This window comes from uncultured Amnibacterium sp. (assembly GCF_964245895.1).
Taxonomy (GTDB): domain Bacteria; phylum Actinomycetota; class Actinomycetes; order Actinomycetales; family Microbacteriaceae; genus Amnibacterium.
Window position 1 is genome coordinate 1 of record NZ_CAXTOQ010000038.1, and the last position, 25,195, is coordinate 25,195.

General features: G+C 74.5%; 24 protein-coding genes. 10 read left to right on the forward strand and 14 right to left on the reverse strand.

Annotated features, from left to right (window positions below):
• From ACFE60_RS07510 to ACFE60_RS07525, 4 genes are all read right to left on the reverse strand, one after another.
• Positions 1-764 (reverse strand): sucrase ferredoxin (locus ACFE60_RS07510; RefSeq protein WP_375388231.1); only part of this gene is annotated, 764 nt, incomplete at its 3' end.
• The gene (locus tag ACFE60_RS07515; RefSeq protein WP_375388232.1) at positions 761-2,032 is read right to left on the reverse strand and encodes a cupin domain-containing protein; all 1,272 of its coding nucleotides are present in this window, start codon (positions 2,030-2,032) and stop codon (positions 761-763) included. The genes ACFE60_RS07515 and ACFE60_RS07510, both read right to left, overlap by 4 nt.
• Entirely contained in the window at positions 2,029-2,358 is a 330-nt protein-coding gene (locus ACFE60_RS07520) for a BatC protein (RefSeq protein ID WP_375388233.1), read from the reverse strand. The genes ACFE60_RS07515 and ACFE60_RS07520 overlap by 4 nt, the downstream gene beginning before the upstream one ends.
• A 78-nt stretch (positions 2,359-2,436) precedes the next feature.
• Positions 2,437-2,634: a hypothetical protein gene (locus ACFE60_RS07525; RefSeq protein ID WP_375388234.1), complete on the reverse strand. Its 198-nt coding sequence runs from the start codon at positions 2,632-2,634 to the stop codon at positions 2,437-2,439.
• A 267-nt stretch (positions 2,635-2,901) separates the two neighbouring features.
• On the opposite strand from ACFE60_RS07525, the gene ACFE60_RS07530 reads away from it, so the two are divergent.
• From ACFE60_RS07530 to ACFE60_RS07540, 3 genes are all read left to right on the forward strand, one after another.
• A complete protein-coding gene (locus ACFE60_RS07530; RefSeq protein WP_375388235.1) occupies positions 2,902-3,471 on the forward strand; it encodes a PadR family transcriptional regulator in 570 nt (189 codons plus the stop codon).
• A gap of 75 nt (positions 3,472-3,546) precedes the next feature.
• Positions 3,547-5,196 carry an ABC1 kinase family protein gene (locus ACFE60_RS07535; RefSeq protein WP_375388254.1) on the forward strand — a complete coding sequence of 550 codons (1,650 nt, stop codon included), beginning with the start codon at positions 3,547-3,549 and terminating at the stop codon, positions 5,194-5,196.
• 127 nt (positions 5,197-5,323) lie between these two features.
• Positions 5,324-5,554, forward strand: coding sequence for a hypothetical protein (locus ACFE60_RS07540; protein ID WP_375388236.1), 231 nt, complete (start codon positions 5,324-5,326; stop codon positions 5,552-5,554).
• A gap of 12 nt (positions 5,555-5,566) precedes the next feature.
• Here ACFE60_RS07540 and ACFE60_RS07545 read toward each other — a convergent pair whose 3' ends face one another.
• From ACFE60_RS07545 to ACFE60_RS07580, 8 genes are read right to left on the reverse strand one after another with little or no spacing between them, the layout of a single operon-like run.
• Positions 5,567-6,559, reverse strand: coding sequence for an alpha/beta hydrolase-fold protein (locus ACFE60_RS07545; protein WP_375388237.1), 993 nt, complete (start codon positions 6,557-6,559; stop codon positions 5,567-5,569).
• Positions 6,560-6,578: 19 nt separating this feature from the next.
• Positions 6,579-7,628: a branched-chain amino acid ABC transporter permease gene (locus ACFE60_RS07550; RefSeq protein ID WP_375388238.1), complete on the reverse strand. Its 1,050-nt coding sequence runs from the start codon at positions 7,626-7,628 to the stop codon at positions 6,579-6,581.
• A complete protein-coding gene (locus tag ACFE60_RS07555; RefSeq protein ID WP_375388239.1) occupies positions 7,625-8,491 on the reverse strand; it encodes a branched-chain amino acid ABC transporter permease in 867 nt (288 codons plus the stop codon). The genes ACFE60_RS07550 and ACFE60_RS07555 overlap by 4 nt, the downstream gene beginning before the upstream one ends.
• A gap of 16 nt (positions 8,492-8,507) precedes the next feature.
• The gene (locus tag ACFE60_RS07560; protein ID WP_375388240.1) at positions 8,508-9,212 is read right to left on the reverse strand and encodes an ABC transporter ATP-binding protein; all 705 of its coding nucleotides are present in this window, start codon (positions 9,210-9,212) and stop codon (positions 8,508-8,510) included.
• A complete protein-coding gene (locus ACFE60_RS07565) occupies positions 9,209-9,955 on the reverse strand; it encodes an ABC transporter ATP-binding protein (RefSeq protein WP_375388241.1) in 747 nt (248 codons plus the stop codon). The genes ACFE60_RS07560 and ACFE60_RS07565 overlap by 4 nt, the downstream gene beginning before the upstream one ends.
• On the reverse strand, positions 9,955-11,262 hold the full coding sequence (locus tag ACFE60_RS07570; protein WP_375388242.1) for an ABC transporter substrate-binding protein: 1,308 nt from the start codon (positions 11,260-11,262) through the stop codon (positions 9,955-9,957). Before ACFE60_RS07570 ends, ACFE60_RS07565 begins: the two co-directional genes overlap by 1 nt.
• A gap of 30 nt (positions 11,263-11,292) precedes the next feature.
• Entirely contained in the window at positions 11,293-12,405 is a 1,113-nt protein-coding gene (locus ACFE60_RS07575) for an NAD(P)-dependent alcohol dehydrogenase (protein WP_375388243.1), read from the reverse strand.
• A gap of 12 nt (positions 12,406-12,417) precedes the next feature.
• A complete protein-coding gene (locus tag ACFE60_RS07580; protein WP_375388244.1) occupies positions 12,418-13,872 on the reverse strand; it encodes an aldehyde dehydrogenase family protein in 1,455 nt (484 codons plus the stop codon).
• 170 nt (positions 13,873-14,042) lie between these two features.
• On the opposite strand from ACFE60_RS07580, the gene ACFE60_RS07585 reads away from it, so the two are divergent.
• On the forward strand, positions 14,043-14,984 hold the full coding sequence (locus ACFE60_RS07585) for an AraC family transcriptional regulator (protein ID WP_375388245.1): 942 nt from the start codon (positions 14,043-14,045) through the stop codon (positions 14,982-14,984).
• A gap of 72 nt (positions 14,985-15,056) precedes the next feature.
• Positions 15,057-16,547 carry an alpha-L-fucosidase gene (locus ACFE60_RS07590; RefSeq protein ID WP_375388246.1) on the forward strand — a complete coding sequence of 497 codons (1,491 nt, stop codon included), beginning with the start codon at positions 15,057-15,059 and terminating at the stop codon, positions 16,545-16,547.
• Positions 16,548-16,569: 22 nt separating this feature from the next.
• Here ACFE60_RS07590 and ACFE60_RS07595 read toward each other — a convergent pair whose 3' ends face one another.
• Positions 16,570-18,084: a hypothetical protein gene (locus ACFE60_RS07595; RefSeq protein WP_375388247.1), complete on the reverse strand. Its 1,515-nt coding sequence runs from the start codon at positions 18,082-18,084 to the stop codon at positions 16,570-16,572.
• 125 nt (positions 18,085-18,209) lie between these two features.
• Between ACFE60_RS07595 and ACFE60_RS07600 the strand changes: the two genes are divergently transcribed.
• From ACFE60_RS07600 to ACFE60_RS07620, 5 genes are all read left to right on the forward strand, one after another.
• Positions 18,210-18,902, forward strand: coding sequence for a response regulator transcription factor (locus ACFE60_RS07600; protein WP_375388248.1), 693 nt, complete (start codon positions 18,210-18,212; stop codon positions 18,900-18,902).
• Positions 18,903-18,957: 55 nt separating this feature from the next.
• Complete coding sequence (locus ACFE60_RS07605; protein ID WP_375388249.1) at positions 18,958-20,256, forward strand: alpha/beta hydrolase; 1,299 nt, start codon at positions 18,958-18,960, stop codon at positions 20,254-20,256.
• The gene (locus ACFE60_RS07610) at positions 20,253-22,706 is read left to right on the forward strand and encodes a bifunctional lysylphosphatidylglycerol flippase/synthetase MprF (RefSeq protein WP_375388250.1); all 2,454 of its coding nucleotides are present in this window, start codon (positions 20,253-20,255) and stop codon (positions 22,704-22,706) included. The genes ACFE60_RS07605 and ACFE60_RS07610 overlap by 4 nt, the downstream gene beginning before the upstream one ends.
• Positions 22,707-22,799: 93 nt before the next feature.
• Entirely contained in the window at positions 22,800-23,456 is a 657-nt protein-coding gene (locus ACFE60_RS07615; protein ID WP_375388251.1) for an SGNH/GDSL hydrolase family protein, read from the forward strand.
• Between the two features lie 64 nt (positions 23,457-23,520).
• The gene (locus ACFE60_RS07620; protein ID WP_375388252.1) at positions 23,521-24,357 is read left to right on the forward strand and encodes a hypothetical protein; all 837 of its coding nucleotides are present in this window, start codon (positions 23,521-23,523) and stop codon (positions 24,355-24,357) included.
• Here ACFE60_RS07620 and ACFE60_RS07625 read toward each other — a convergent pair.
• A complete protein-coding gene (locus ACFE60_RS07625) occupies positions 24,326-25,117 on the reverse strand; it encodes a tryptophan-rich sensory protein (protein WP_375388253.1) in 792 nt (263 codons plus the stop codon). The genes ACFE60_RS07620 and ACFE60_RS07625 overlap by 32 nt on opposite strands.
• Between the last annotated feature and the right edge of the window lie 78 nt (positions 25,118-25,195).

The following is a 25,195-nucleotide window of genomic DNA, read 5'->3' on the forward strand; positions in this document are numbered from 1 at the left end:
GGGCGCAGCGGCGCGTGCGCCTCGAGCCGCCGGTCGTCCGTCGCGTCGGGCGCGGCCCGCTGCGCCGCCTGCACGACCCGCGGCAGGCTCGCCCTGCCGCGGAAGCCGCCGGTCGCGATCCGGCCGGCCCGGAACTCGTCCACGACGTGCAGGGGGTCGAGGTCGTCCATCCGCCCGAACGTGAGCGCGTGCGGGAACAGGATCATCGTCGCCGCGAACCGGTCGCCGCCGATGTGGGAGCACTCCCAGGTGTCCTCCGGGTAGCGCTCGGCGAGCGTCGCGGCGACCGGGCGTCCCCGCACGGCGCAGCACTCGTCGTGCCGGCCCTGCGTGCACACCGCGATGAGCGGCCGGTCGGACGGGGTGCCGGTCGACCCGTCGAGCGGCACGGCGAGCAGCTGCTCGGCCATGGCCACCTCGCCCCAGCGCATCCCCTCCGACCCGGCCCGGCTGTCGACGACCGCCCACCGCCACCGGACGGGTCCGCGGGCGCGGCCGGGGCGCCGGATGGCGAGCAGCCGGACGCCGGCCCGATGGGCGCGCTTCGCGAGCGCGGCACCGACGGCGGGATCGAGCACCGGGGAGTCGGTGAACGCGTTCCAGCCCCAGGCGCCGGCGATCTCGACGAGCAGCCAGCGGGAGCCGGGCGACGCGGTCGCGCTCAGCGACTCCCCCAGCAGCCGCGAGGCGGCGCTGCAGGCGGGGCCGCCGTCCGCGTGCGGTCGCAGGCTGCCGCGCGGGACCGTGGTCCGGATGCCGCTCACGCGTCGAGGAGGAGCACGCCCTCGCGGACCAGCCTGCGCGTGACCACCAGGGAGTCGTGCTCGTCGAGCCCGGGCAGCGCCCCCGCTGCCGCACCCCCTCCCGCCTCCAGCGCGGTGATCGCATCGGCGGTCTGCAGAGGGAGGCGGACCGTGCGGTCGCCGAGCCCGATCGCGACCTCGGCAGCGGACACCGCGACGCGGGCGCGCAGCCCGTGCCGCCAGCGCACGCGCGCAGCGGGGTCGAGGGCCGCGGGCGCGTCGACCGTCGCGAGGGGCCGGACGGGCTCGGGTCGGCTCATCCGCGTCAGCCGGCGACCGAGCACCTCCGCCGCCCTGCTCGGGTCCTGCTCCCCGGACAGCGCGGCGACGAGCGCGTCCGCGGCACGGCGCACGGCGTCTGCCAGCTGCCGCGGGTCGCCGATGTCGACACCGATCGGCAGCGGCTCGCGCAGGGCGTCGTCTCGGAGCGCCGCGGCGATCAGGTCGCGGCCGACGTCCGCGAGCGTGAAGGCGGGCATGCCGACCGTGATGTGCACGGTCGTGCCGCCCTGCGCGACGGCGGAGTGGATCCAGCCGCTCGGCAGGTAGAGGGCGTCGCCGGGACGCAGCACGGTCTCGATCGCGGGCGCCTCCGCCGCGCGGGCCCCCACCGCGGCGGCGTGCTGCGACCAGGGCTCGTCGGCGAACGGGTGATCGCGCACCGGCTCGTGCACGACCCAGCGCTTCTCGCCGCTGATCTGCAGCACGAACACGTCGTGCACGTCGTAGTGCGGATCGAACCCGCGCGACTGGGCGGGCGTGATGTAGGCGTTGATCTGGACCGGGTGGCCCAGGTCGAGGATCAGCTGCCGGCTGAAGTCGCGCAGCGGCTGCCAGGTGCGGTGGAGGCCCTGCAGCACGATCGTGGCGCCGGCGGCGAACTCGGCGAGCACGCGATCGGTGCTGACCTGGTCGGCGATCTCCGCGCCGAACCCGCCGGGCGCCGTGTAGGCGGACTGCGGCAGGACGGTGCCCTCCTTCGCCATCCGGATGAACGGCGTGCGGAGCGCGCGGTCGGCGAGCAGCTCGTCGACCGCGTCGGCCGTCAGCAGGTCGTCGAAGCCGCGACCGAGCTCGGCCGCGGGGCTGAGCAGCGCCCGGCGTCCCCAGATGTCCGCGGCGAACCGGTCGGCGGGCACCGCGATGCACCGGCTGAGGGCGGGCCGGTCGCCCGCCCCGCCCCCAGCGGGCGCGTCCACGTCGGGGACGCGCGTGTCGGTCGTGCTCAAGCGCTGCCGTCGGCCCCGCCGTCATGGCCGTCCGGGTTCGCCCCGCCGTCCGCAGGACCCTCGCCCGCATCGGCCGAACCGTCGGCCCCGCCGTCGTGCCCGTTCGGGTTCGCCCCGCCGTCCGCGGGACCCTCGCCCGCATCCGCGGAGCCGTCGGCTCCGCCGTCGTGGCCGTCCGGGTTCGCCCCGCCGTCCGCGGGACCCTCGCCCGCATCCGCGGAGCCGTCGGCCCCGCCGTCGTGGCCGTTCGGGTTCGCCCCGCCGTCCGCGGGACCCTCGCCGCTCTGCGTCGGGTCGGTGCTGATGTCGTCGTCGTCGATGGGCATGAGTCGTCCTCCGGAGGTCGCTGGTTCGCGGTCGGTCCGGATCGTACGCGGCCGTCCGGCGGACAGCCTGGGCCTCGGCTACCGGCCGCGGACGGTCGTCGGACGGCCGCCGAACAGCAGCACGAGTCCCATCAGCACGACCACGCTGCCGAGCACGCAGGCGGTCGGCACCAGGGACGCCGGCACGATCAGCACGGCGACGATCAGCATCGCGGACACGGCGAGGACCGCGATCACGGCGCCGGTCGCGCCGCCCCGCCTCCGTGGTGCCGACATCGGTCCTCCAGCGCGTATCGGACGTCCAGTGAAGCCCAGGCCGCGGCCGCCGCGATGTCCCCAGTTCGCGGCGGCCGCGGACGCCCGCGTCGGACCGAAGGCGCCCGCGGGACCAACGCGAACGCCCCGACCGGGCCGGAACCGCCAACGGCGTGCGGGGGGCAGCCGACCACCTGGGCGATCCGCCGTCCGGGCAGGCCCGGCGGAGTCAGCGATGTATCGTCGAGATCGCCCCGCGGTCGCGGGGCGGAACCCCGAGAGCGAGCCATGACCAGGCCTTCGACCAGCATCCCCGCCGGCTCCCGCACGCGGGAGGGGGTCGCCCGCGGCCTGTCCGGCATCCGCGAGGTGCTCGACGAGCTGCGGAACCCGTCCGACCGGCGCTCGGCGACCCGCGGCGAGCGCCCCGATTCGCGCGACGAGGTGCTCGAGGCCCTTGCGGAGGGTCCCGCCGACGGCTACCGGATCGCCCGCCTGCTGGCGGAGCGCGGGCAGGGCGAGCCCACGCCCGGCGCCGGCGTCGTCTACCCGACGCTGCAGCTGCTGGCCGACGAGGGGCTGGCCACCGCCGAGGACACCGACGGCCGCAAGGTCTGGACGCTGACGCCCGCCGGCCACGCCGCAGCGGCCGCCGCCCGCACCCGGTCGGCTCCGGAGCAGGAGGCGCCCGCCGCGCACGGGCCGGCGCACCGGGCCTCGATCGTGCGGTCCGGCGCCCAGCTGGCGCAGGTCGTGGCGATCGCCGCGCAGAGCGTCGAGCGCGACCGGGTCGGCGAGGTGGTCGCCGCGATCGACGAGGCCCGCCGCAGGATCCTCGCGGTCCTCGCCCGGAGCTGAGGCGTGCCCGAACGAGCGCTGCGCCGGGCCTCCCCCGCCACCGATCGCAGCGGGCGCGCCCGCTACCGGCGCATCATGCGGTTCGCGACGCGGTACATGGTCGAGAACTGGTGGTTCGAGCTGTTCCTGCCGCGGATCGGCCTGACCGCGCTCGGCGCCCGCGGTCGCACCCGCCGGTGGCAGCGGATGGCGCGGAGCTTCTTCGCGCTCGCGACGGAGCTGGGCGGCCTGATGATCAAGGTCGGGCAGTTCCTGTCGTCCCGCCTCGACGTGCTGCCGCCCGAGGTCACCAAGGAGCTCGAGGGGCTGCAGGACGCGGTCAGGCCCGAGCCGTTCGCCGCGATCCGCGCCCTCGCGGAGCGCGAGCTGGGCATGCCGCTCGAGCGCGCCTACGCCGCGTTCGAGGCGGAGCCGCTGGCCGCCGCCTCCCTCGGCCAGGCGCACCGCGCGCGCCTCACCCCGTCGGCCGCCGAGGACACCGGGTTCGCGGACGTCGTCGTCAAGATCCAGCGCCCCGGTATCGAACGGATCGTCGACATCGACCTGGCGGCGCTGCGCAAGGTCGCGCTGCGGCTCAGCCGCGTGCGCCTGGTGTCGCGCCGGGTGGACCTGCCGGCGCTCGCGGAGGAGTTCGCCGAGACGAGCATGGAGGAGGTCGACTACCTGCACGAGGCGTCCAGCGCCGAGCGCTTCGCCCGGCAGGTCGAGGCCGACGACCGCGTCCGCGTGCCGGGGATCGCCTGGGAGCGGGTCACGCGGCGCGTGCTGACCCTCGAGGACGTCAGCGCGATCAAGGTCAACGACCTCGACGGGCTGCGGGCCGCTGGGATCGACCCGGCGGAGGTCGCGGCCGACTTCGCGGAGGTGATGTTCGACCAGCTGTTCGTCGACGGCTTCTTCCACGGCGACGCGCACCCGGGCAACATCTTCGTCACCCCGGTCGCCGGCGATCCCGGCGGCGGCGCCTGGGTGCTCACCTTCGTCGACTTCGGGATGATGGGGCACATCCCGGACGGGCTGCGGCGCGACCTGCAGGGCTTCCTGATCGCGGTGGCGTCGCGGGACGGCCGCCGGCTCGTCGCGAGCATGCGCGAGCTGGGCGTGCTGCTGCCGTCCGCCGACACCCGCGAGCTGGAGCGGGTGATGTCCGCGCTGTTCGCCCGCTTCGGCGGCGTCGCGTTCACCGACCTGCAGAACGTCGACCCGCGCGAGATGCGCGCGTTCGCGAACGAGTTCGGCGCCACGATCCGCGGGCTGCCGTTCCAGCTGCCCGAGCACTTCCTGCTCGTCATCCGGGCGGTGTCGCTGATCTCCGGGCTCTGCAGCACCCTCGACCCGCAGTTCAACATCTGGAACGCCGTCGAGCCCTACGCGGACCGGCTGCTGCGGGAGGAGCGGGGCGGCATCGTCGAGTCGTTCGCCCGGGAGGCGGCGGACACGGCCGCGATCGCCGCCCGCCTCCCCCGGCGGCTCGACGGCCTAGCCACGCGGCTGGAGGACGGCGAGATCGCCGTCGAGACCCCGCGGCTGGACCGGCAGATCCGGTACCTCGAGCGGGCGGTGGCGCGCATGACCTCCGCCCTGATGTTCTTCGGCCTGCTGCTCGGCGGCGTGCTGCTGCGCTCGAGCGACGCGGTCCTCGGGACGGTGCTGATGGCCGCCTCCGCGGTCCCGCTGCTGCACGCGCTGCTGTCCGGGCTGCTCGGGGGCCGGTCGCGGCGCTGACCCCCTTCCTGGTCGCTTCCTGGTCGCGGCGCGGCACGCCGCGGGCTCGGCTCGGGCCGGGAGCCGCGGCGCCGGACGCTGGCGTCCCCCGCGCAGCAGGCCCCCGCTGCGCCGCAGCAGGAGGTCGATGGAGCACGCGACGACGAAGCTGCGCACGCCCCTCGCCGTGACCCACGAACCGGGCGGCGTCACCGTCGCGACCGTCGCGGCCGCCGACGTGTCGAGCACCGGGCGGTGGGCGGTGCTCGCCGTCTCCGGCGAGCACCGGAACCGCCGCCGTCGGCCCGTCGCCGCCGCGGCGGGGACGGTGTCGTCCCCGCCGCGCCGCATCGGCGCGCTCGTGCTGCGGGGCGGCTGAGCCCGGCCGCGATCACCCCGCGTCGGCGATCCGCAGCGCGCGGGCGAGCAGAGGCCACGCGTGGTGCAGCTCGCGCTGCCAGTACGGCCAGGTGTGGGTGCCGGGGGTCCCGATCTCGGCCTGGACCGGGATGCCGAGGGCGTGCAGCCGCGCGACGAAGGCGACGTTCTCCGCGGCGAGCGTCTGCTCCGTCTCGTCGTGGTCGTACTCGCCGACCTTCGTGTCGAAGGGGCCGTACTCCCCCGTCCCGCACGACACGAAGAGCGCGACGCCCCGCAGCCGAGGCGCCAGGTCGTACGGGTCGTGGGCGCGCCAGACCGCCGCGTGCTCGACCGGATCGCCCCACAGGTCGTCCGGGTCGCCGACGTCCGTCGACAGCAGCAGGTTCAGGTAGACGGTCGGCTCGTAGTCGCTCAGCGAGCTGTCGACCATGCCGCTGAAGGACGCGGCGGCGACGTACTGCCCCGGGTGCCGCGCGGCGTAGGCGAGTGCTCCGCGGCCGCCCATCGACAGGCCCGCGACCGCCGCTCGATCGTTGACCCGGAACCGGGCGGCGAGCAGGCGCGGCAGCTCGGCGGTGTGGTACCGCTCCCACCGCGGTCCGCGGCGCCAGTCCGAGTAGAACCCCACGGGTCCCCCGTCGGGCATCACGATGATGACCCCGGCGTCCTCGGTGAGCTGCAGCACGTCCGTCGACCGCGTCCAGGACGCGAACGTGTCGCAGCACCCGTGCAGCAGGTACAGCACCGGGTACCGCGTCCCTGGGTGCTGGTCGTACGTGCGCGGCAGCAGGATCCGCACCGGCTGCTCGCCCGGCACCGACGGCGTCCGCACGGTCCAGTCCACCGTCCGGCCCGATCGGGTCGAGACGACGACGCGCGGCGCCTCCGCCGCGCTCGATGTCGGCGCGGGCGGGGACGGCAGGGCGCCGCAGGCCGTCAGGAGCAGTCCCGCGACGACCAGCACCGCGAGCAGGACGCGGTGCCGGCTCCCTCGCGCTCGCATGCGTCATTCTCGCGCGCGGTCACCCGGCCTTCGCGCGACGCCTCCGCCCGACGCCCTCGAGACGGACGCCGGTGACCTCGAAGCCGATGGGGAAGAAGCGGAAGCCGGTCCGGCGCGCGACCAGCCCCCAGATGCCCTCCGGCAGCCAGATCGCTGCGGCGACGGACACCGCGCCGAGCACCACGAGGTACCACGCGCCGTAGTCCGAGAGCAGGTTCTGCAGAGCGAAGAAGATCACGGCGCCGACGATCGGGCCCTCGATGCGCCCGGTCCCGCCGAGCACGACGATGAAGATCATGTACGCGGACCACTGCACGCTGAAGATCGCGTCCGGCTGGACGGACAGCGCCTGCACGAGCAGCAGGCCCCCGGCCGATCCTGCTCCGGCCGCCGCGACCAGGTAGACGATCCGCTTCGCGCGGACGACGTCCACGCCGAGCGATCCCGCCGCCGACTCGTTGTCGCGCACGGCGGTGAGCGCCAGCCCGATGCGTCCGCGGAGCAGCAGGAAGCACGCGCCGACCGTCGCGAGGGCGAGGGCGAACGCGACCCAGTAGGTGATCGCCCCGCGCAGGGCGGGATCGATCGCGGACAGCTGCGTCAGCGACGTGCCGCTCGGACCGCCGAGACCGGGCACGCGGATGATCAGCAGCCGGTACACCTCCGCGATCACCCAGGTCCCGACGGCGAAGTAGTCCCCGCGAAGGCGGAACGCGAGCAGGGAGGTGGGCAGCGACACTGCCGCGCAGACCGCGGCGCCGAGCAGGATCGCGAGCCACGGCTGCACCCCGGCGAGCGAGAACGCGAGGGTGCCGTACGCGCCGATGCCGATGTAGGCCTGCTGCCCGACGGACACCAGCCCCGCGAACCCGGCCAGCAGGTTCCACATGCTCGCGATGATGAGCAGCACGAACAGCGTCACCAGCTGGTCCGTCACATCGGCGTAGGCCACGAACGGCATCACGGCGAGCACGACGATCAGCGCCGAGCCGAGCAGCGTGCCGACGGTGGACGGGCGCGCGGTGCGCGCCCGGTGGATCGAGTCGACGGTCGGGCGGGCGGTGGTCACACGGTCCTCCCCGCCAGGACGCCTTGCGGCCGGAACGCCAGCACGGCCAGGAAGACCAGATGCCCCGCGAGCAGGGACAACGACGGGTCGACGACCGCGACCACGGTCTGCGTCACCCCGAGCACCATCCCCCCGACGAGCGTGCCCCACAGCGATCCGAGCCCGCCGATCACGACGGCCTCGAAGGCGAAGATCAGCCGGGTCGGTCCGAGCGAGGGGTCGAACGACGATCGCATGGCGTAGAGCACGCCCGCGAGGGCGATCGTCGCGAACGCGATCGCGGTCGCGACCCCGTAGATGTGCTTCGCGTTCGAGCCGACCAGCGCCGCCGTGGCCGGATCGTCGGAGGTCGCGCGCATCAGCCGACCGGTGCGGGTCCTCGAGAGGAACAGCTGGACGGCGACGATCACGCCGATCGCCAGGGCGAAGGTGACGAGGGCGAGGGTCGAGATCGCGATGCCCGGGGCGACGCGCCACGCGGCGGTGGTGAGGACGCCGGCGTCGAGGGTTCGGGTGTCGGCGCTGAACCCCTCGAGCAGCAGGTTCTGGATGATGATCGACAGGCCGAACGTGACGAGCAGCGTCGCCAGCGGCCCGGTGCGCAGGCTCCGGCCGAGCAGCAGCCGCTGCACGCCGTAGCCGAGGAACCCGAACACGACTACCGCGGCGATCACCACGATCCACAGCGGCAGCGCGGTCTGCACGACGAGGACGAAGGCGACGAACGCGGCGAGGATCGCGAGATCGCCGTGGGCGAGGTTGACGATCCGCATGACCCCGAACATGATCGACAGCCCGGTCGCGGCGAGCGCGAAGAGGCCGCCGAGCAGCAGGCCCTGGATGACCGCGGCGAGGACTTCCACGTGCTTCGGCTCCTTGTCACGCCGGGACGCCGAAGTAGGCGTCCTCGATCTGGTCGCGGGTGAGGTCGCCGGGACGACCGGTGAGCACGGTGTGGCCCTCGAGGAGGCAGACGACCCGGTCCGCGACGCGGATCGCCTGCGAGATGTCCTGCTCGACCAGCAGGACGGCGGTGCCACCGGCCACGATCTCGGGCACGACCGCGTAGATCCGCTTGATGATCGCCGGCGCCAGGCCGAGCGAGAGCTCGTCGATCATCAGCAGCCGCGGGTTCGACACCAGCGCGCGACCGATCGCGACCGCCTGCTGCTCCCCGCCGGAGAGCTGCCAGGCGCGCTGCGCGCGCCGCTCCCGCATCCAGCCGAACAGGTCCATGACGCGGTCGACGGTCCAGTCCCCGGGCCGGCCCCTCGAGACGCCGGTCAGCAGGTTCTCCTCCACGGACAGCGAGCGGAAGAGCCGTCTGCCCTCCGGGACCAGGCTCACCCCGAGGCCGACCCGCCGGTGGGCGGGCACGTGCGTCAGGTCGCGCCCGTCGACGGTGATGCGTCCGGAGGCCGCCGGCAGCAGTCCTGCGATGCTGCCCATCAGCGTCGACTTCCCGGCCCCGTTCGAGCCGACGACGGCGACGGTCTCGCCCTCCTGCAGCTCGAGGGAGAAGTCGGTCAACGCCTGCAGCTGCCCGTGCCGGACGGAGAGGGCGTCGATCGAGAGCACGCTCACGGCTGCTCCTCCTCCGCCTCGGTGTCCGCGCCGGTGCCGAGGTACAGGTCGCGCACCTCGCGGTTCGCCAGCACCTCCTGCGGCGTCCCCTCGGCGACGAAGTGGCCGCCGGCCAGGCAGAGGAGCCGGGAGACCGTCGCGGTCAGCGCCCTGACCACGTGCTCGATCCAGATCACGGCGACCCCGGAGGCCGCGATGTCCCGAACGAGCAGGACGAGCTCGTCGACCTCCGGGTCGGTCAGGCCGCCGGCGACCTCGTCCAGCAGGATGATCCGCGGGCCGGTGGCCCAGGCGCGCGCGACCTCCAGCCGCTTCCGCTGCAGCAGCGTCAGGCTGCCCGCGCGCTCGTTCGCCTGCGCGACGAGGCCGGACTGCTCGAGCACCTCGATCGCTCGCGGCCGGGCTTCGGCCGGCGCGAGCCCCGCCCCCTCCTGGGCGCAGACGAGCACGTTCTCGTACACGGTCATGCCTTCGAACGGCCGAGGCACCTGGAACGTGCGGCCGATGCCGAGCCGTGCTCGCCTGCTCGGACGGAGGTGGGTGATGTCCGTGCCTGCGGCCCGGATCCGCCCGGCGTCGGGCCGGATCTCCCCCGCGATCATCGCGAAGAAGGTCGACTTGCCCGCGCCGTTCGGGCCGACGACGCCGACGACCTCCCCCTCCTGGACGGAGAGGTGCAGGTCGTCGGCGACCGTCAGCTTGCCGAACCGCTTGGACAGGCCCTCGATCTCGAGGACCGCCATCACGCGAAGGTGGGCTGCAGATCGCCCTGCAGCGGCACGGCCGTGTTCGCGGAGTTGTCGACGATCGTGATGTCCCACGGGAACGTCTTCCCGGGGCGCCACTGGCCGCCGACCGGATGCTGGATCGCGACGCCGGGCTGCGGACCCTTCGTGAAGTCGAGCGGGCCGCTCATCCCGGTGATGCTCATCTTCTTCAGCTTGTCCGCGACGTCCTTGCGGTCGCGGGGGTCGCTCGCCTGCTTGAAGGCCTCGATCGCGATCTCGAACAGCGAGTAGACCGAGCCGAGCGCCTGCGTCCACTGCTTGCCGGCCGACGCGGCGAAGGCATCGGCCAGCTTCGCCGCGGACGAGCCGTCGAGGGTCGACCTGTACGGGTGGCCCGGACTCCACCAGATGTCGGTCGCGATGTTGTTCGACAGCGTTCCGAGCGCCTCCGCCTCCGACGGGAACAGCATGACCTTCGCGACGGTCGCCAGCTTCGGGCGGAAACCCTGCTGCGCCGCCTGCTTCCAGTAGGTCTGGAAGTCGGGCGGGATGGGCGTGCAGGTGAACAGGTCGGCCTTCGCCGCGGTGAACTTCGCGATCTGCCCGGTGAAGTCGCTCGCGCCGTCGTTGTACTTGCCGCCGTCGATCGGGGTGTACCCGTCCTTCTTCATCGCTGGGCCGAGTCCGTTCCGGAACGCGTTCGCGTCGGTGTCGTCCGGCCACAGGCAGGCGACGTCCTTCCCGTCCGCACCGACCTTCTCCCACATCGGGAAGAAGCACTCGCCGAACTGCTGCATCCCGAAGAAGAACAGCGTGGAGTACTCGAAGCCGACGCCGTCCTTGCCGTTCCGGCCGAAGAACCACGCCTCCCACGGCGCGATCGTGGTGATGTTCGGGATACCGGCCGCCTCGCAGGCGTCCGCGACCGGGTTCGTGGTGTCGGGCGTTCCGGAGGCGACGACCAGGTCGACCTTGTCCTGGGTGATCAGCTGCCGGGTGACGTCGGATGCGCGGGTGGGACTCGACTGCGTGTCCTTGACCACGATCTGCAGCTGCTTCGTGCTGCCTCCCGCCGTGAAGCCCTTGCTCGTGAGCGCGGAGATCGTCTTCACGACGAAACTGTCGCTCGACGCGAAGCTCGCGAGCGCGCCCGTCTGCGGGCTGACGAACCCGATCTTCAGGGTGTCGCCGGAGGCGGCGCCGCCGCCCTTGATGCCGCAGGCCGCGAGCAGGTCGGCGAGCGCGAGGGCGCCCGCGCCGGCGCCTGCGGTTCGCAGGACGGTGCGGCGGGTGAACGGGGTCGGTGAGCTGCTGGTGCCCATGGGAACTCCTCGGTCCGGGGTGATCGGCGGTCAGGCGGTGAACTGCAGGACGGGTTTGACGACCTCGCCCGCGCGGACGGCGGCGACGGCGTCGTTGATGCGGTCGAAGGGGTAGTGGCGGATCAGCCGCTCCAGCGGGAACCGACCCTGCTCGACGAGCGCCGAGAGCGCGGGCAGGAACACCTGCGGGACCGAGTCCCCCTCCGTGATCCCGATGTACCGTCGGCCGTTCAGCCAGTGGTTGACGTCGACGGCGAGGGTCGTGCCGGGGGCGGAGGCGCCGATGGAGGCGAGCGTGCCGAGCGGCGCCAGCACCGACATCGCCGTCTCGAGCACCGCGGGAACACCCGTCGCGTCGACGGCGTGCTCCGCGCCACGACCGCCGGTGAGCGCCATGACCTCGTCGCGCACATCGGCGGACCGGGGATCGATCGTCGCGGTGGCGCCGATCTCCTCGGCGAGCCGCAGCCTCGACGGCACGATGTCGACCACGACGATGTGGAGGGTCGCGCTGAGCGCCGCGGCCATCACCGCGGACAGCCCCACCGCGCCCGCGCCGAAGACGACGAGCGTCGTCCCGGGCTCGGGCCGGAGGACGTTCAACACGGTGCCCGCACCCGTCTGCACGCCGCAGCCGAGCGGAGCGAGCAGGGAGAGGTCGGCTTCGGGGGCGACCCGGACGACGCTCCGCTCCTCGGCCAGCGCGTGGGTCGCGAACGAGGACTGCGCGAAGAAGTGGGCGTGCAGGTCCTGCCCGTCCCGGTGGATCGGGGAGCTGCCGTCCGCCCGCTGCCCGCCGAGCAGGTTGCGCGGCAGGAAGTCGTCGCAGTACGCGGGATGCGCGGTCCGGCAGCTGCGGCACCTGCCGCAGCTCGTGAAGGTGAGCAGCACCTGATCACCCGGCTCGACGGACGTGACGCCCGCGCCGACCGCCTCCACGACGCCCGCGCCCTCATGGCCGACGACCCCGGGCAGCGGGAACGGGATGCCGCCGTGCTGGACGTGCACGTCGGTGCCGCAGACGCCGGTCGCGACGGTGCGGACGAGGACCTCGCCTGGGCGGGGGTCGTCGAGCTCGACGGGCTGGATCTCGAAGTCGGCGCCGATGCCGTCGAGCACGGCGGCGTGGATGGTCCTGGTCATCGTCGTCGCCGATCAGAACGGGTAGGTCGCGATGTCGGCCTGCACGGTGACCCACTGCGTCTCCGTGAAGGCCTCGATGTTGGCCTCGTGACCGCCGAACCGGCTGCCCGTGCCCGACGCCCCGACGCCGCCGAACGGCGCCTGCGCCTCGTCGTCGACCGTCTGGTCGTTGATGTGCAGGATGCCGGTGCGGATCCGGTCCCCGAGCTCGAGGGCGCGGTACGGGTTCGCGGACAGGATGCCGACCGACAGCCCGTACTCGCTGCGGTTCGCGAGATCGACGGCCTCGTCGACCGACTCGTACCGGACCACCGGGGCGACGGGCCCGAAGATCTCGTCGCTGAACGCCGGCTGGTCGGGCGTCACGCCGGACAGCACCGTCGGCGCGTAGAACAGCCGGTCGTGCGTGCCACCGGCCTCGATCACCGCGCCGGCGGCCACGCTGCCCCTGACCACCGCGTCCACGTGCTGCAGCTGCTTCGCGTCGATCACCGGCCCGAGCGGGGCGCCGGAGGCCGGGTCTCCCGCGTGCAGCGCCGCCGCCTTGCCCGCCAGCAGCGCGACGTACTCGTCGTACAGGTCGGCGGGCACGAGGTGCCGACCGGTCGTCATGCAGATCTGGCCCTGGTGGAGGAAGGAGCCCCACGCGCCCGCGGACGCCGCCGCGGCGACGTCCGCGTCGGGCAGCACGAGCAGGGCGTTGTTGCCGCCGAGCTCGAGGTGCGCGCGCTTCAGCAGCCGGCCGGCGCGCGCGCCGATCTCGCGTCCCGCCGGCGTCGAGCCGGTGAAGGAGACCACCCGGACCTCCTGGGCGTCGACGAGCGCGGACCCGACAGCGGCTCCGCCCGTCACGACGCTGAACAGCCCAGCAGGCAGACCCGCCTCCTCGAGCACGGCGGCGAAGAAGAGGCCGCCGGTGATCGTCGTGCGCGGATCCGGCTTGTGCACGACCGCGTTGCCGAGCGCGAGCGCCGGCGCGATCGACCTCGCCGACAGGATGCCCGGGAAGTTGAACGGCGAGATCACGCCGACGACCCCCACCGGGAGGCGCCGCGCGAGGCTGAGGCGCGGCCGCCCCGTCCGCAGCAGCTGCCCGTACGGGGCCATCGCGGTGTCCGCCGCGAGCCAGAACTCGGCGCTGACGAGACCGGCCTCGAACGCGGCCTTGCCGGCCGAGGAGCCCGCCTCCGACTGCAGCCAGCCGGACAGCACGTCGGTGCTCGCGTCGATCAGCTGCGCCGCGCGGCGGAGGACCGCGGCGCGCTCCGGCGGGGGCGTCGCCGCCCAGGCGACCTGGGCGCGTGCCGCGACGCTCGCAGCGCGGGCGACGTCCTGCGGCGAGGCCACCGCGTAGTGCGCGATCGTCTCGCCGGTCGACGGCGACACGACGTCCGCCGTCGCGCCGGTCGTCGCCCAGCCGCCGAGGTAGGTCGTGCCGTCCCAGGTCGGCTGATCGAAGAACGCCATCGTCCACACTCCGCAGGTCGGCGGGCGCTCGCGGCCCGGACGACGCAGGTTATGACCGCTCCGACGCCGTTCCGTCGGCGTTTTGTGCACCCCTCGGGAGCGGACGACGCCGGTCGTTGCAGGCGGTCGCGGGGTCATCTACCGTCCAGGTACTCGAGGAGGCGGAGCCCATGGATGTGCTGGTCGCGGACACGCCCGACGACTGGGCCGACGTGGTCAGCGGCTGCTTCGTGCCGCTGCGCTGCACCGCCTCGGGCCCCGCGTTCCGCGGGCGGATGGAGTACCGGCGCATCGACGAGACCGTCGCGGTGTCCCTCGTGACGACCGACGGCACGACCGCCGACCGCACCGCTCGGCTCGCCTCGAAGGCCAACAGCGACGACCTGCACGTCTCCCTGCAGCGGCGCTCGCGCGGCACGGTGTTCCAGAACGGTCATGCGACCCGGGTCTCGGCCGGCGCGGTGACCGTGTACGCGACCGACGCCCCCTACTACCTCGACTACTCCGCGCCGGACCAGCAGCAGGAGATCATCCAGATCTCGCGGGCCTCGCTGGGCGTGCCGGCGGCGATGGTCGACTCCGCCGTCGACCGCCTCCTGGTCCCCGCCGGTCAGCCGGACTCCGCGCTGTTCTCGTTCGCGGAGCACCTGCGAGCCGGCGATGCGGCGCCCCCGGGTTCGGAGGACGCCGACGTCCTCCGCGACCTGACGGCGACGATGCTGCGCTCCTCCGTCGCGGCGGCACGGGTGATGCCGAGGACGACCGGCGCCCTGCGCGTCACCGTGCAGGACTTCATGCAGCGGCACCACACGCGTCCCGCGCTGACGGTGGGGACGGTCGCAGACGCGCACTTCATCTCCCGGAGGCGGCTCTACCAGCTCTTCGACCACCTGGAGACGACGCCGGCCGACTACCTCCGCGACCTGCGGCTGGCCGCCGTCGCGCGGGCGCTGGAGGACCCGTCGGACACGCGGTCGGTCCTGACGATCGTGCGCGACTGCGGCTTCGCCGACCCGACCACGTCGTCCCGCGCCTTCCGTCGTGCGTACGGCACCTCCCCGCACGAGTACCGGGCGCGCGCCCGCCTGCGCTCCCGGACCGCCTCGAGCTGACCGCCGGCCTCCCGGGGGCGGCGCAGGCGGCTCGACCATGCTCTGCCGGCGAGCCGCAGCAGGGAGCACCGGATGACCGACGTCGACGAGACCCGTTCCGCCCTGGTCGCCCGCGCCCGCGCGCTGGCGGCGTCCGGGCCGTTCACCGCGGACTGGGCGTCGCTGCGGACGATCGGGGTGCCGCCGTGGTTCCGCGACGCGAAGTTCGGCATCTTCGTGCACTGGCTCGTCAGCGCCGTTCCCGCCTACGGGACCGAGTGGTACGCGCGCACCATGTACGTGCCGGGCACCCCCGAGTTCGAGCACCACCTCGCGACGTACGGCCCGCAGGCCGAGTTCGGCTTCAAGGACCTGATCCCGATGTTCCGGGGCGAGCGGTTCGACGCGGACGCCTGGATCCGGCTGTTCCGCCGCGCCGGCGCGCAGTACGTGGTCCCGGTCTCGGAGCACCACGACGGCTACGCGCTCTACGACAGCGCGCTGACGCGGTGGAAGGCACCGCTGATCGGACCGGGGCGCGACGTGATCGGCGAGCTCGCAGCCGCGGCCCGCCGAGCGGGGATGACGTTCGGGGTGTCCAACCACCGCGCCGAGCACTGGTGGTTCTTCAACGGCGGCACCCGCTACGACAGCGACGTGCTGGATCCCGAGAACGCGGACCTCTACGGGCCGGCTCGCCCGTTCCACACCCAGCCGGACGCCGCCTTCCTCGACGACTGGCTCGCTCGGCTCGTCGACACCGTCGAGCGGTACGACCCCGCCCTGGTGTACTTCGACTGGTGGATCGAGCAGCCGGTGTTCCGGCCGTACCTGGCCGTGTTCGCCGCCTACCTCGCCAACCGGGCCGCGGGGACCGGCGGCGCGCCCGTCATCAACGCGAAGTGGGACGCGTTCGACGAGGGCGCCGCCGTCCACGACATCGAGCGCGGCACCGCGCGGTCGATCCAGCCCCGCGCGTTCCAGAACGACACGTCCGCGTCCCGCATCGGCTGGGCGCACCTCGACGTGAACGACTTCAAGTCCGCCGCGGAGGTGGTCGGCGAGCTGATCGACGTGGTCGCGAAGAACGGCTCCCTGCTGCTGAACGTCGGACCGCGGCCGGACGGCACCTTCGTCGACGACGAGGTGGCGCTGCTCGAGGGGATCGGCGACTGGCTGGCGATGAACGGCGAGGCCGTCTACGGCACGCGGCCGTGGCTGGTGTTCGGCGAGGGGCCGACCGAGCCCCGGGTGGGCTCGTTCGCCGACACCGAGGCGACGGCCTGGACGTCGCACGACCTCCGTTTCACCAGCCGTGACGAGCACCTCGTCTACGCCTCGTACTTCACGTGGCCGGACGCCGAAGCGGTGGTCCGATCGCTGGGCGCGGACCTGCGCATCACGACGCAGCGGATCGTCGGGGTGGCCGTCCTGGGGCACGGTGACGTCGCATGGCGCATCGAGCCCGATGGGCTGCGCGCGGACCTGGCCGGGGTCGAGCGACGGGGCATCAGCCCGGTGCTGCGGATCGAGCTGGAGCAGCCCCGTCCGGTCGAGCGCCACGAGCCCGGCTTCCCGATGTGACGGCGACGTGGAGCGGACGGCCTCAGCGCCGCACGACGGGTCGCAGCACGTCGTGCCCGAACCGCGCGATCGGCGGCGCCGCGGCGAGCGCCGCCCGGTCCCGCGCGCCGAGCCCGGTGCTGCGGCGCAGCACCATCGTCGCGGATCCCGAGCGGAGGTAGTCGAGCAGCAGGCGCTGCCAGCGCGCGTTCTCGGTGCGCAGCACCGCGTGCCCGCTCGGGGTCCGCTCGTCCGCGGCGTCGTACGTCCACCCCGTGACGTCGGGCCAGACCAGGCAGCGAGGGTCGCGCAGGTCCCGGCTGAGCACGTCGGTGACCGCCAGCGCCGTCGGGTCGTCGGCGGTGATGCAGCCGCGGGTGCGCTCGACGGCCTGCACGAACGCGACCGGCACCGCCTTCCCGGACCTGCGGCGGTCGTCCACGTGCAGCCCGGACAGGAGCACGAGGGCGCACACGACCGCGGCGAGCACGCCCTGCGGCCGGTGGCCGACCGGCAGGCCGCGCAGCGCCCGCTGGACGGCGATGCCGGTGCACAGCGCGAGCGGCGGAGCGGTGAACGCGCCGTAGTGCTCGAAGTAGGACGGGCTCGCCAGCAGCACCGCGGCGTCCGCGACGAGCAGGGCGCCGAAGACCCGCACGCCCGGGGTGAGCAGGGTGATGAGCACGGCGACGCACGCCAGCACGGCGAGCGCCGCGGTCACGCCGCGCAGGTCGAGGACGCCCACCCGGTGGGCGTCGAGCATCTCCGCGACCCGCCGCAGCAGGCCGATCACGTGGGGCCGCCCCAGCTGGTCGAGCACCACCTCCCGGATCATCGCGCCCGGCGCCGCGACCAGGAACGGCAGCTGGACCGCGACGACCGCGATCGCGGCGCCGGCGAGGTGGCGCAGCCGGTGCCGGGGCACGAACGCGGCGATCACGGCGACCGGGACGACGTACCAGATCTTCACGTCGATCGCGCTGCCGGCGGCGATGCCCGCGGCGAGCGCGACGCGTCCCGAGACGGCGCCGCCGAGCAGCAGCAGGCAGAGCAGGATCCCCAGGGTGCCGAGCGGCTCGAGCAGCACGGACCGCTCGGCCCAGACCGCCGGCAGCAGCACCGCGTAGAGCACCCCTCCGGTGGCGGCGGCGACCGTGCCGGAGCGGCGGAGGACCAGCACCACGAGCGCCGCGTTCAGCCCGCCGATCAGCTCGAAGGCGAGCCGCGCGACGACCAGGCCGACCTCGTCGGAGGTGATGTCGCCGAGCGCCGCGAACGGCACGACCGCGAGCGCGACGCCGGGCGGATGCAGCAGCAGGAAGTCGGCGTACGGCAGGCGCCCGTGCAGCAGCGCGGCTCCCGCCGCGTAGTCGACCCCGTCGTCGTAGCCGCCGATGCCGAGCAGGCCGCCGCCGTGCAGCAGCAGCCGCAGCCGCACGGCGAAGGCGAGCACCCCGATCGCGACCGGCAGCACCCTCGCCGGGACCGGCGCGCGGCGGCCGACCGCGCCGCCGGTACCCGGGGCGACGCGATCGCTGCGCAGCGCGACGGTGTCCACGGGCAGACCATCCACCACCCGCTGCCAGGAACCTCGGAGAATGCGCGAACCGCGCGGCCTGCACGCACCCTGGACACCGGGGCGGACCGTTCGTCCGCACCCGCCCCGTGATGCACGATGAGGCGGTGCGCACCGTTCCCTCCCGACCAGCGGGAGCCGGGCCACGGCCGCCGCTGCTGGTCGTGGAGGACGATCCCCGGCTCGGTCCGGTGACCGTGGAGATGCTCGCCGGACAGTACGACGTGCTGCTCGTCGCCGACGCGGCCGGGGCCCTGGCGATCACCGAGCAGCAGGACTTCGCCGCCGTGGCGCTGGACCGGCTGCTGCCCGACGGCGACGGGCTCGACGTGGTGCGGCGGATCCGCAGCCGGGGCAGCAGCGTGCCGATCATCCTGCTGACGGCGCTCGGCTCGCTCGAGGACCGGGTCGGCGGTCTCGACGCCGGCGCGGACGACTACCTGACCAAGCCGTTCGCCGCGACGGAGCTGCTGGCCCGCCTCCGCGCGATCACCCGCACGCACTCCGTCACGGAGGACGTGCTGATGATCGGCGACTGGGAGTTCCGCCCCGAGACCCGCATCATCAACTCGCCGTACCGCGGGCGGATCGTGCTGAGCCGCACGGAGGCGCAGCTGCTGCACCTGCTCGCCCGCCACGACTCCGAGACCCTGTCGCGGGAGCGCATCCTGCGCGAGGTCTTCCCGCCGGGCGACGTGCCCGGCACCGTCGACACCTACGTCCACTACGTGCGGCGCAAGACCGACCGCGACATCGTGACCACCGTGCGCGGCCTCGGCTACCGCCTCGGCACGCCCTGAGCCGTCTTCGAGGTTCCTGGCACCTCGAGGCCGACGATCGGACCAGGAGGTCCGGATGCCCACGTGGTTGTCGTCGCTGCCGATCCAGACGGACCGCACGCTCGCCGTCGTCTACGCGCTCGCGGTCCTCGCGCTCGTGGTGCTCGTGCTGCCGTTCGGCGTCGTGGGCCGCCGCGGTCCCTGGTACGCGGCGCTCGGCGGAGCGACCACGCTCGGCGGCGGGATCGGCCTGGGGCTGGTCTGGCTGCTCGGCGACGTGCAGGACCTCTTCGGCGTGCAGCTGTCCGCGGTCGTGCACGCCGCGGGGGCCGCGCTGTTCGCCGGGCTGGCGATCGCGGTCGTGGGCCTCGTGCGCACCAGGTGGTGGCGCAAGGCCGTCGCCCTGGTCGCGGTGCCCGTGGTGGTGCTGGCCGGCGGCCTGATGATCAACGAGGACTTCGCCTACTACCCGACCCTCGGCGACGTGTTCGGCGACACCGGCGTCGGCGCGCTCGTGGCCGGCGGCCTGCACGCCGGCGACACGTCGCTGTCGCACTGGCGGGCGCCCGCCGGCATGCCGGCGGACGGCACCGTCGGCACGGTGACGATCCCCGGGACGGTGTCGCACTTCGCGGCGCGCCAGGCGTGGGTGTGGCTGCCGCCCGCGGCGCTGGTGAAGGACCCGCCGCGGCTGCCCGTCGTCGTGGGGCTCTCCGGCCAGCCGGGACAGCCGTCGGACCTGTTCCTCGCGGGTCACCTCGACACCGCGCTCGACGCGATCGCGCGGGCCCACGACGGCGTCGCACCGATCCTGGTCGTGCCCGACCAGCTGGGCAGCCCCTCCAGCAACCCGATGTGCGTGGACTCCCGCCTCGGCGACGTCGCGACCTACCTCACCGTCGACGTGCGGCACTGGATCCTGACCCACGAGCCGGTCTCGGCCGCCAGGCGCAGCTGGACCATCGCCGGGTTCTCGGAGGGAGGCACCTGCGCGATCCAGCTCGGCGCCGGATTCCCGGCGATGTTCGGCAGCATCGTCGACGTGTCCGGCGAGCTGGCCCCCCGCAACGGCACGGTCGCCCAGACCGTCGCGCGGGGCTTCCACGGGTCCGCGCGCGCCTACGCGGAGGCGTCGCCCCTGCACGTCCTCGCCTCCCGGCGCTACCCCGCGACCCGGGCGCTGTTCGCGGTCGGCGGTGACGACGCCCGGTACGCGCCGATCACGCGGGCGATGGCCGCCGCGGCGAGGCGCGCGGGGATGACCGTCTCGACCTCCGTGGTCCCGGGGACGGCGCACGACTGGCACACCGCGTCGCAGGGGCTCGGCTGGGGTCTGCGGCAGCTCACCGCGCGGTGGGACCTGCCCGCCCGATGACCCCGTTCCTGCGCCGACGGCCCGTGTCGATCGGCTTCGCGACCCTCCTCCTCGTGCTGGCGGTCGCCACCGGCTCCGCCTTCGGCATCCGCCCCGGGCTGCGCGACGTCGTGGGCACGGGGCTCGACGCGGTGCTGCAGCGGCACGACCTCACGACCCTGCTCACCGCCGCGGTGTTCGTCCCCGGCCCGGTCGTCCTCGTGCTCGCGCTGGTCGCCGCGGTGCTGCTGATGGGAGCGGCGGAGGCGCTGATCGGCCCCGCGCGCACGCTGCTCGTCGCCCTCACGACCACGGTCGCGGGCGTGCTGACCGGGATCGGGCTGCAGGCGGCCGGCATCCTGGTGCGCGGCGTCTGGTCGCAGGCGCCGCTCGACACCCTGGTGGTCGACCCGTTCATCCCGATCGCCGGCACGGTGCTGGCCGCCAGCGCGTTCGCCGGCCCGCTGTGGCGCCGCAGGACCCGGGTGCTCGGGCTCACCGCGCTCGTCGTCCTGCTGCTCTACTCCGGCGGTCCCGCCGACGCCTACCGCCTGTGCGCCGGCCTCGTCGGGCTGCTGCTGGGCGCCCTGCTCACGCGGGACCGGCCCCGGCTCGGGTGGCGGCGCAGCAGCCACCACGAGGTCAGGAGCCTGCTCGCCGCGGTCGTGGGCGTGGTGGCGGTCGGGCCGCTGGTCGCGATCGTGTCGCCGCACGGGTACGGCCCGCTGCGACCGCTGGGGCTGCTGTTCCGGGACGCGCTGCCGGGCACCGGCGTGCTCCGCGCGCCCTGCGTCCCGGCCGGCGACCCCGGCTTCTGCGCCCGCCAGCTCGCCCTCGCCCACGTGAACGGACCCGGCACGGCGGTGATGCCGATCCTCGTCCTGGCCGCGCTCGTCGCCGCGGCCTGGGGCATGTGGCACGGGCGTCGCGCCAGCGCGGTCGCGGCGGTGACCATCGACCTGCTGGTCGCCGCGCTCACCACCGTGTTCTACGGCGTGCTGCCCGCGCTCAGGAACCCGGCGTCGCTGCTCGGGCCGGCGCTCGGCGACGGACCGACCCTGCAGACGGCGCTCGCCGCGGCCGTGCCCGCGGCGGTCGCGGCCGTCGTGCTCGCGAGCATCCGCCACTTCGACGTGCGGGCGCGGCGGCGCACCCTGCTGCGGTGCGCCGTCGCCATCGGCGCGGCGTTCGCGGCGGGCGGCGTCGCCTACGTGCTCGCCGGCGCGCTCCTCCCCGGGCAGTTCCAGCCGAGGGCGAACGCGCTGTCCGCGCTCGCGGACCTGCCGCGGCGGTACGTGCCGATCGGCTTCGTCGACCTGCGTCACGTCGCGCTGGTGCCGGTCGGGCAGCCCGCGCACCTCGTCCACGACTGGATGGGCCCGCTGCTGTGGCTGGTCGTGCTGGCGGTGACGATCGTGCTGCGCTTCGACGTGGCCCGCGCCTCCCCCGCCGACAGCCGCCGGCTCGCCCGGCTGCTGCGCGTGGGAGGCGGCGGATCCGTCTCGTACATGGCGACCTGGCCGGAGAACTCGACCTGGTTCTCCGACGACGGGCAGCACGCGGTCGCCTACCGGGAGGTGGGCGGCGTCGCGCTCGCGCTCTGCGAGCCGATCGGCCGCCCCGACGGCGCGCTCCCCGCCGCGCGCGCCTTCACGGTCGCGTGCGACGACCGCGGCCTGACGCCGGTGTTCTACGCGGTCCCGGCCGGCTTCGCCCGGGCGCTCGCGGACGACCGGCAGTGGTCGACGGTCGTGATCGGGGAGGACACCCTGATCGATCCCGCGACCGTGACGCTGACCGGGAAGCGCTGGCAGGACGTGCGCTCCTCCATCAACCGCGCGGCCCGCCTCGGCATCCGGACGACGTGGCTGACGTGGGCGGAGTGCACGACGGCGCAGCGCGGGCAGATCGTCGCCCTGTCCGAGCTGTGGGTCGCCGACCGCGGCCTGCCCGAGCTCGGCTTCACCCTGGGCGGGCTGGACGAGCTGCGCGATCCCGCGGTGCGCCTGATGCTCGCGGTCGACGCCGACGGCCAGGTGCTCGCGGTCACGAGCTGGCTGCCGACCTGGCGGGAGGGGACGGAGGTGCGCTGGACGCTGGACTTCATGCGGCGCGCGCCCGACGGCATGAACGGGCTGATGGAGTTCCTGATCGCGGCCGTCCTGCAGCTGGCGCAGGAGCGCGGCGTGGAGGTGGTCAGCCTGTCCGCCTCCCCGCTGTCGCTGTCGGCGGCCGACGGCGACGGGCCGCTCGAGCGGCTGCTCGAGGTGCTCTCCCGCGTGCTCGAGCCCGCGTACGGGTTCACCTCGCTGGCGTCCTTCAAGGCGAAGTTCCAGCCTGCGCTGCAGCCCCTCGTCCTCGCCTACCCGGACCCGGTCGCGCTGCCCTCGACCGGGCTCGCGCTCACCCGGGCGTACCTGCCGCACCTCACGGCGCGGGCGGCGGTGCGATTGGTCTCCGCGTTCCGCTGACCCGCCGCCGTCGCTGCACGCGACCTGAACGCCTCCTGGCGCCGCGCGCGCCGGACGGACGGGAGCCCGCCGCGCCAGGTCCAGACTCGACCGGTGCGACGCCCGCAGCTCACCAGGAGGACCCTGCTGGCGATGGCGGTCGCCGGACCGGCGATCGGCGCGCTGACCGGCACGGGCCGGGCGCCGCGCAGCATGCTGGTGCTCGGCGACTCCTGGGCCGCGGGGCTGCACGCGGACCCGCGGCACGCGCTGGGGCAGGTCGCCGCCGCACGGCTCGGCCTCGCCGTGACCGTCGACGCGGTCTCCGGCACCGGCTACGTCAACGGCGAGACGGCCGGCAGCTCCTACGCGGATCGCGTCCGCCGCCTCGGCGGCCGGGTGCGCGCCGACCTCGTCGTCGTCCAGGGCGGCAGCAACGACCATGCGGCGTCCGCGGCCGCGCTGACCGCGGCGGCGACCCGCACGATGGCGGCGCTGCGCGACCGGTTCCCGGCGGCGCAGCGGGTCATGCTCGGGCCGGGACCGGACCCGGTGCCCGTCACCGCCGAGCAGCGCGCGGTCGACGTCGTCCTGCACCGGGTGGCCGCGACGCAGCAGGTCCGCTACATCTCCATGCTGCGGCAGCACTGGATCTCCGAGCGCCACCCCGACGGCGTCCTCGACCCGCAGAACCACCACCCGACCGTCGCCGGCCAGCGGTACCTGGGCCTGCGGCTCGCGCAAGCGCTCGTGCACCTGCACCGAACCTGAACGGCGCTCCGGTCCTGCGCGCGCGACGGGATCCGTGCACGGCGGCCGGGCGAGACTGCACACCGTGAGGCCGGCGTTCTCGAGCGAGTCCGAGGAGCGCGTCTCCCGGTACTTCGAGCGCTTCGTCGACCGCTCGGGGTCGCAGCTGCGACACGTGCTGACGCACCCGCGGAACACCGTCGCCCTGCTCCGCACGATCCGCGCGCTGCCCGCGGTGGAGGTGCGGCTGCCCGGCGGCCCGCAGGCCGACGCGATCCGCGCCCAGCTGGGGCGCGCCTGGCTGCGCCGCGGCGCCCTGGCCGGCGCCACCTCCGTGCTCGGGCTGCCGGAGCGCGCCGAGGACTACGCCCGCGGGTCGTCGGGCTCGCGCTACACGCTGCGGAAGCGCAGCCGGGCGGCGAGCGAGCTCGGGGTCCTGGTGGAGCGCGTGGACGACGCGGAGGCGCGCCGGGCGCTGTGCGCGGTCGCCGACGCGTACGAGCGGGTCAACCCGCGCGCCGCGTCCCGGAACGAGGCCGCGGACAACAGCGACATGATGACCCACCGCTTCTGGTTCGTCGCCCGGGTCGACGGCCGGCCCGTCGTGCTCGCGGTCCTGCCGGCCGAGGGCGAGTGGGCGGCGATGCGCTACTTCCGCACGCTGGAGGAGTCGGAGGTCGCGACCCTCGCGCGGTACCTGCTGATGCGGGAGATCGTGACGGCGCTCGTCGCCCACGGCGTGCGGGCGGTCGTCGTCGGGCTCGGCCCGCACCGCATGGGCAACGGTGTGCGCCAGTTCCAGCGGATGATGGGCTTCCGGATCGTGCGGCTGCGCGTGGTCCGCGCCTCCCCTCGGGAGGTGCGCCGCGGCACCCTCCTCGCGGCGGCGGTCAGGCCGCGCTGGAGCGCACGCCGTTCCTGACCCGCAGCCGCACCAGCAGCGGGGCGGCCAGCACGAGGGCGGCCGCGACGGCCGCGACGGTCGTGACCAGCGCCGACTGCGGCTGACCGACCGCCCGCGCGACGGCGATCCACGCCAGGCCCCACGCGAGCGACAGCGCCGGGGCGACGCGGCCGCCCGTCCGCAGGGACGTCGCCACCCCGATGCCGACCGCGACCGCCAGCACGACGACGGCCCACGCCTCCGGCGCGACGCCCGCTCCGGAGAACCCGGCCTGCTGCAGCAGCGCGGTGACGTTCGCGACGGTCGCGATCGCGACCCAGCCCAGGTAGAGCCCGAACACCCCGTCGGTCAGGATCCGCTGCGGCAGGGAGGCAGCCGGGCCGAGGCGCAGCACCAGGGCGACGAGGACGAGCAGCAGCCCCACGATCACCGGGACGGACAGCAGCAGCAGGCCGAACTGGACGCTGAGGATCCACGCGGCATTCAGCAGCATCGACGCGGCCGCGAGCCAGCCGATCCGGCGCTGCCGGTCCGAGTGCCGCTGCCCGGGCAGCGCCTGGAGGACGGCGTAGGCGATGAGCCCCAGGTAGATGACACTCCAGATCTGGAACGCCCCGGTGCCCGGCGCGAGCAGGGTGGCGTCCGCGGCGAGCGCGCCGCCGGCCGCGTCCTGGATCGGGGTGCCGCCGAACGCGCCCGACCCGATCGCCGACCCGACCAGCGCCAGGACGATCGACACTGCGACCGTGCCGACCCGGACGGCGTCCCGGTTCCTCATCGTGGACCTCCGATGCTCAGCCTGCTGACGGTTTCACCGTCCCACCCGGTGCTGGTACCCGGCTGAGCGGCCGCGGCC

Bases quoted from the DNA above. Each gene is read 5' to 3' on its own strand.
- ACFE60_RS07535 (WP_375388254.1), top strand. From the start codon at position 3,547: ATGCGGTTCGCGACGCGGTACATGGTCGAGAACTGGTGGTTCGAGCTG.
- ACFE60_RS07525 (WP_375388234.1), bottom strand. From the start codon at position 2,634: ATGTCGGCACCACGGAGGCGGGGCGGCGCGACCGGCGCCGTGATCGCG.
- ACFE60_RS07565 (WP_375388241.1), bottom strand. From the start codon at position 9,955: ATGGCGGTCCTCGAGATCGAGGGCCTGTCCAAGCGGTTCGGCAAGCTG.
- ACFE60_RS07610 (WP_375388250.1), top strand. From the start codon at position 20,253: ATGACCCCGTTCCTGCGCCGACGGCCCGTGTCGATCGGCTTCGCGACC.
- ACFE60_RS07590 (WP_375388246.1), top strand. From the start codon at position 15,057: ATGACCGACGTCGACGAGACCCGTTCCGCCCTGGTCGCCCGCGCCCGC.
- ACFE60_RS07625 (WP_375388253.1), bottom strand. From the start codon at position 25,117: ATGAGGAACCGGGACGCCGTCCGGGTCGGCACGGTCGCAGTGTCGATC.
- ACFE60_RS07540 (WP_375388236.1), top strand. From the start codon at position 5,324: ATGGAGCACGCGACGACGAAGCTGCGCACGCCCCTCGCCGTGACCCAC.
- ACFE60_RS07545 (WP_375388237.1), bottom strand. From the start codon at position 6,559: ATGCGAGCGCGAGGGAGCCGGCACCGCGTCCTGCTCGCGGTGCTGGTC.
- ACFE60_RS07575 (WP_375388243.1), bottom strand. From the start codon at position 12,405: ATGACCAGGACCATCCACGCCGCCGTGCTCGACGGCATCGGCGCCGAC.
- ACFE60_RS07580 (WP_375388244.1), bottom strand. From the start codon at position 13,872: ATGGCGTTCTTCGATCAGCCGACCTGGGACGGCACGACCTACCTCGGC.
- ACFE60_RS07605 (WP_375388249.1), top strand. From the start codon at position 18,958: ATGCCCACGTGGTTGTCGTCGCTGCCGATCCAGACGGACCGCACGCTC.
- ACFE60_RS07585 (WP_375388245.1), top strand. From the start codon at position 14,043: ATGGATGTGCTGGTCGCGGACACGCCCGACGACTGGGCCGACGTGGTC.
- ACFE60_RS07570 (WP_375388242.1), bottom strand. From the start codon at position 11,262: ATGGGCACCAGCAGCTCACCGACCCCGTTCACCCGCCGCACCGTCCTG.
- ACFE60_RS07530 (WP_375388235.1), top strand. From the start codon at position 2,902: ATGACCAGGCCTTCGACCAGCATCCCCGCCGGCTCCCGCACGCGGGAG.
- ACFE60_RS07520 (WP_375388233.1), bottom strand. From the start codon at position 2,358: ATGCCCATCGACGACGACGACATCAGCACCGACCCGACGCAGAGCGGC.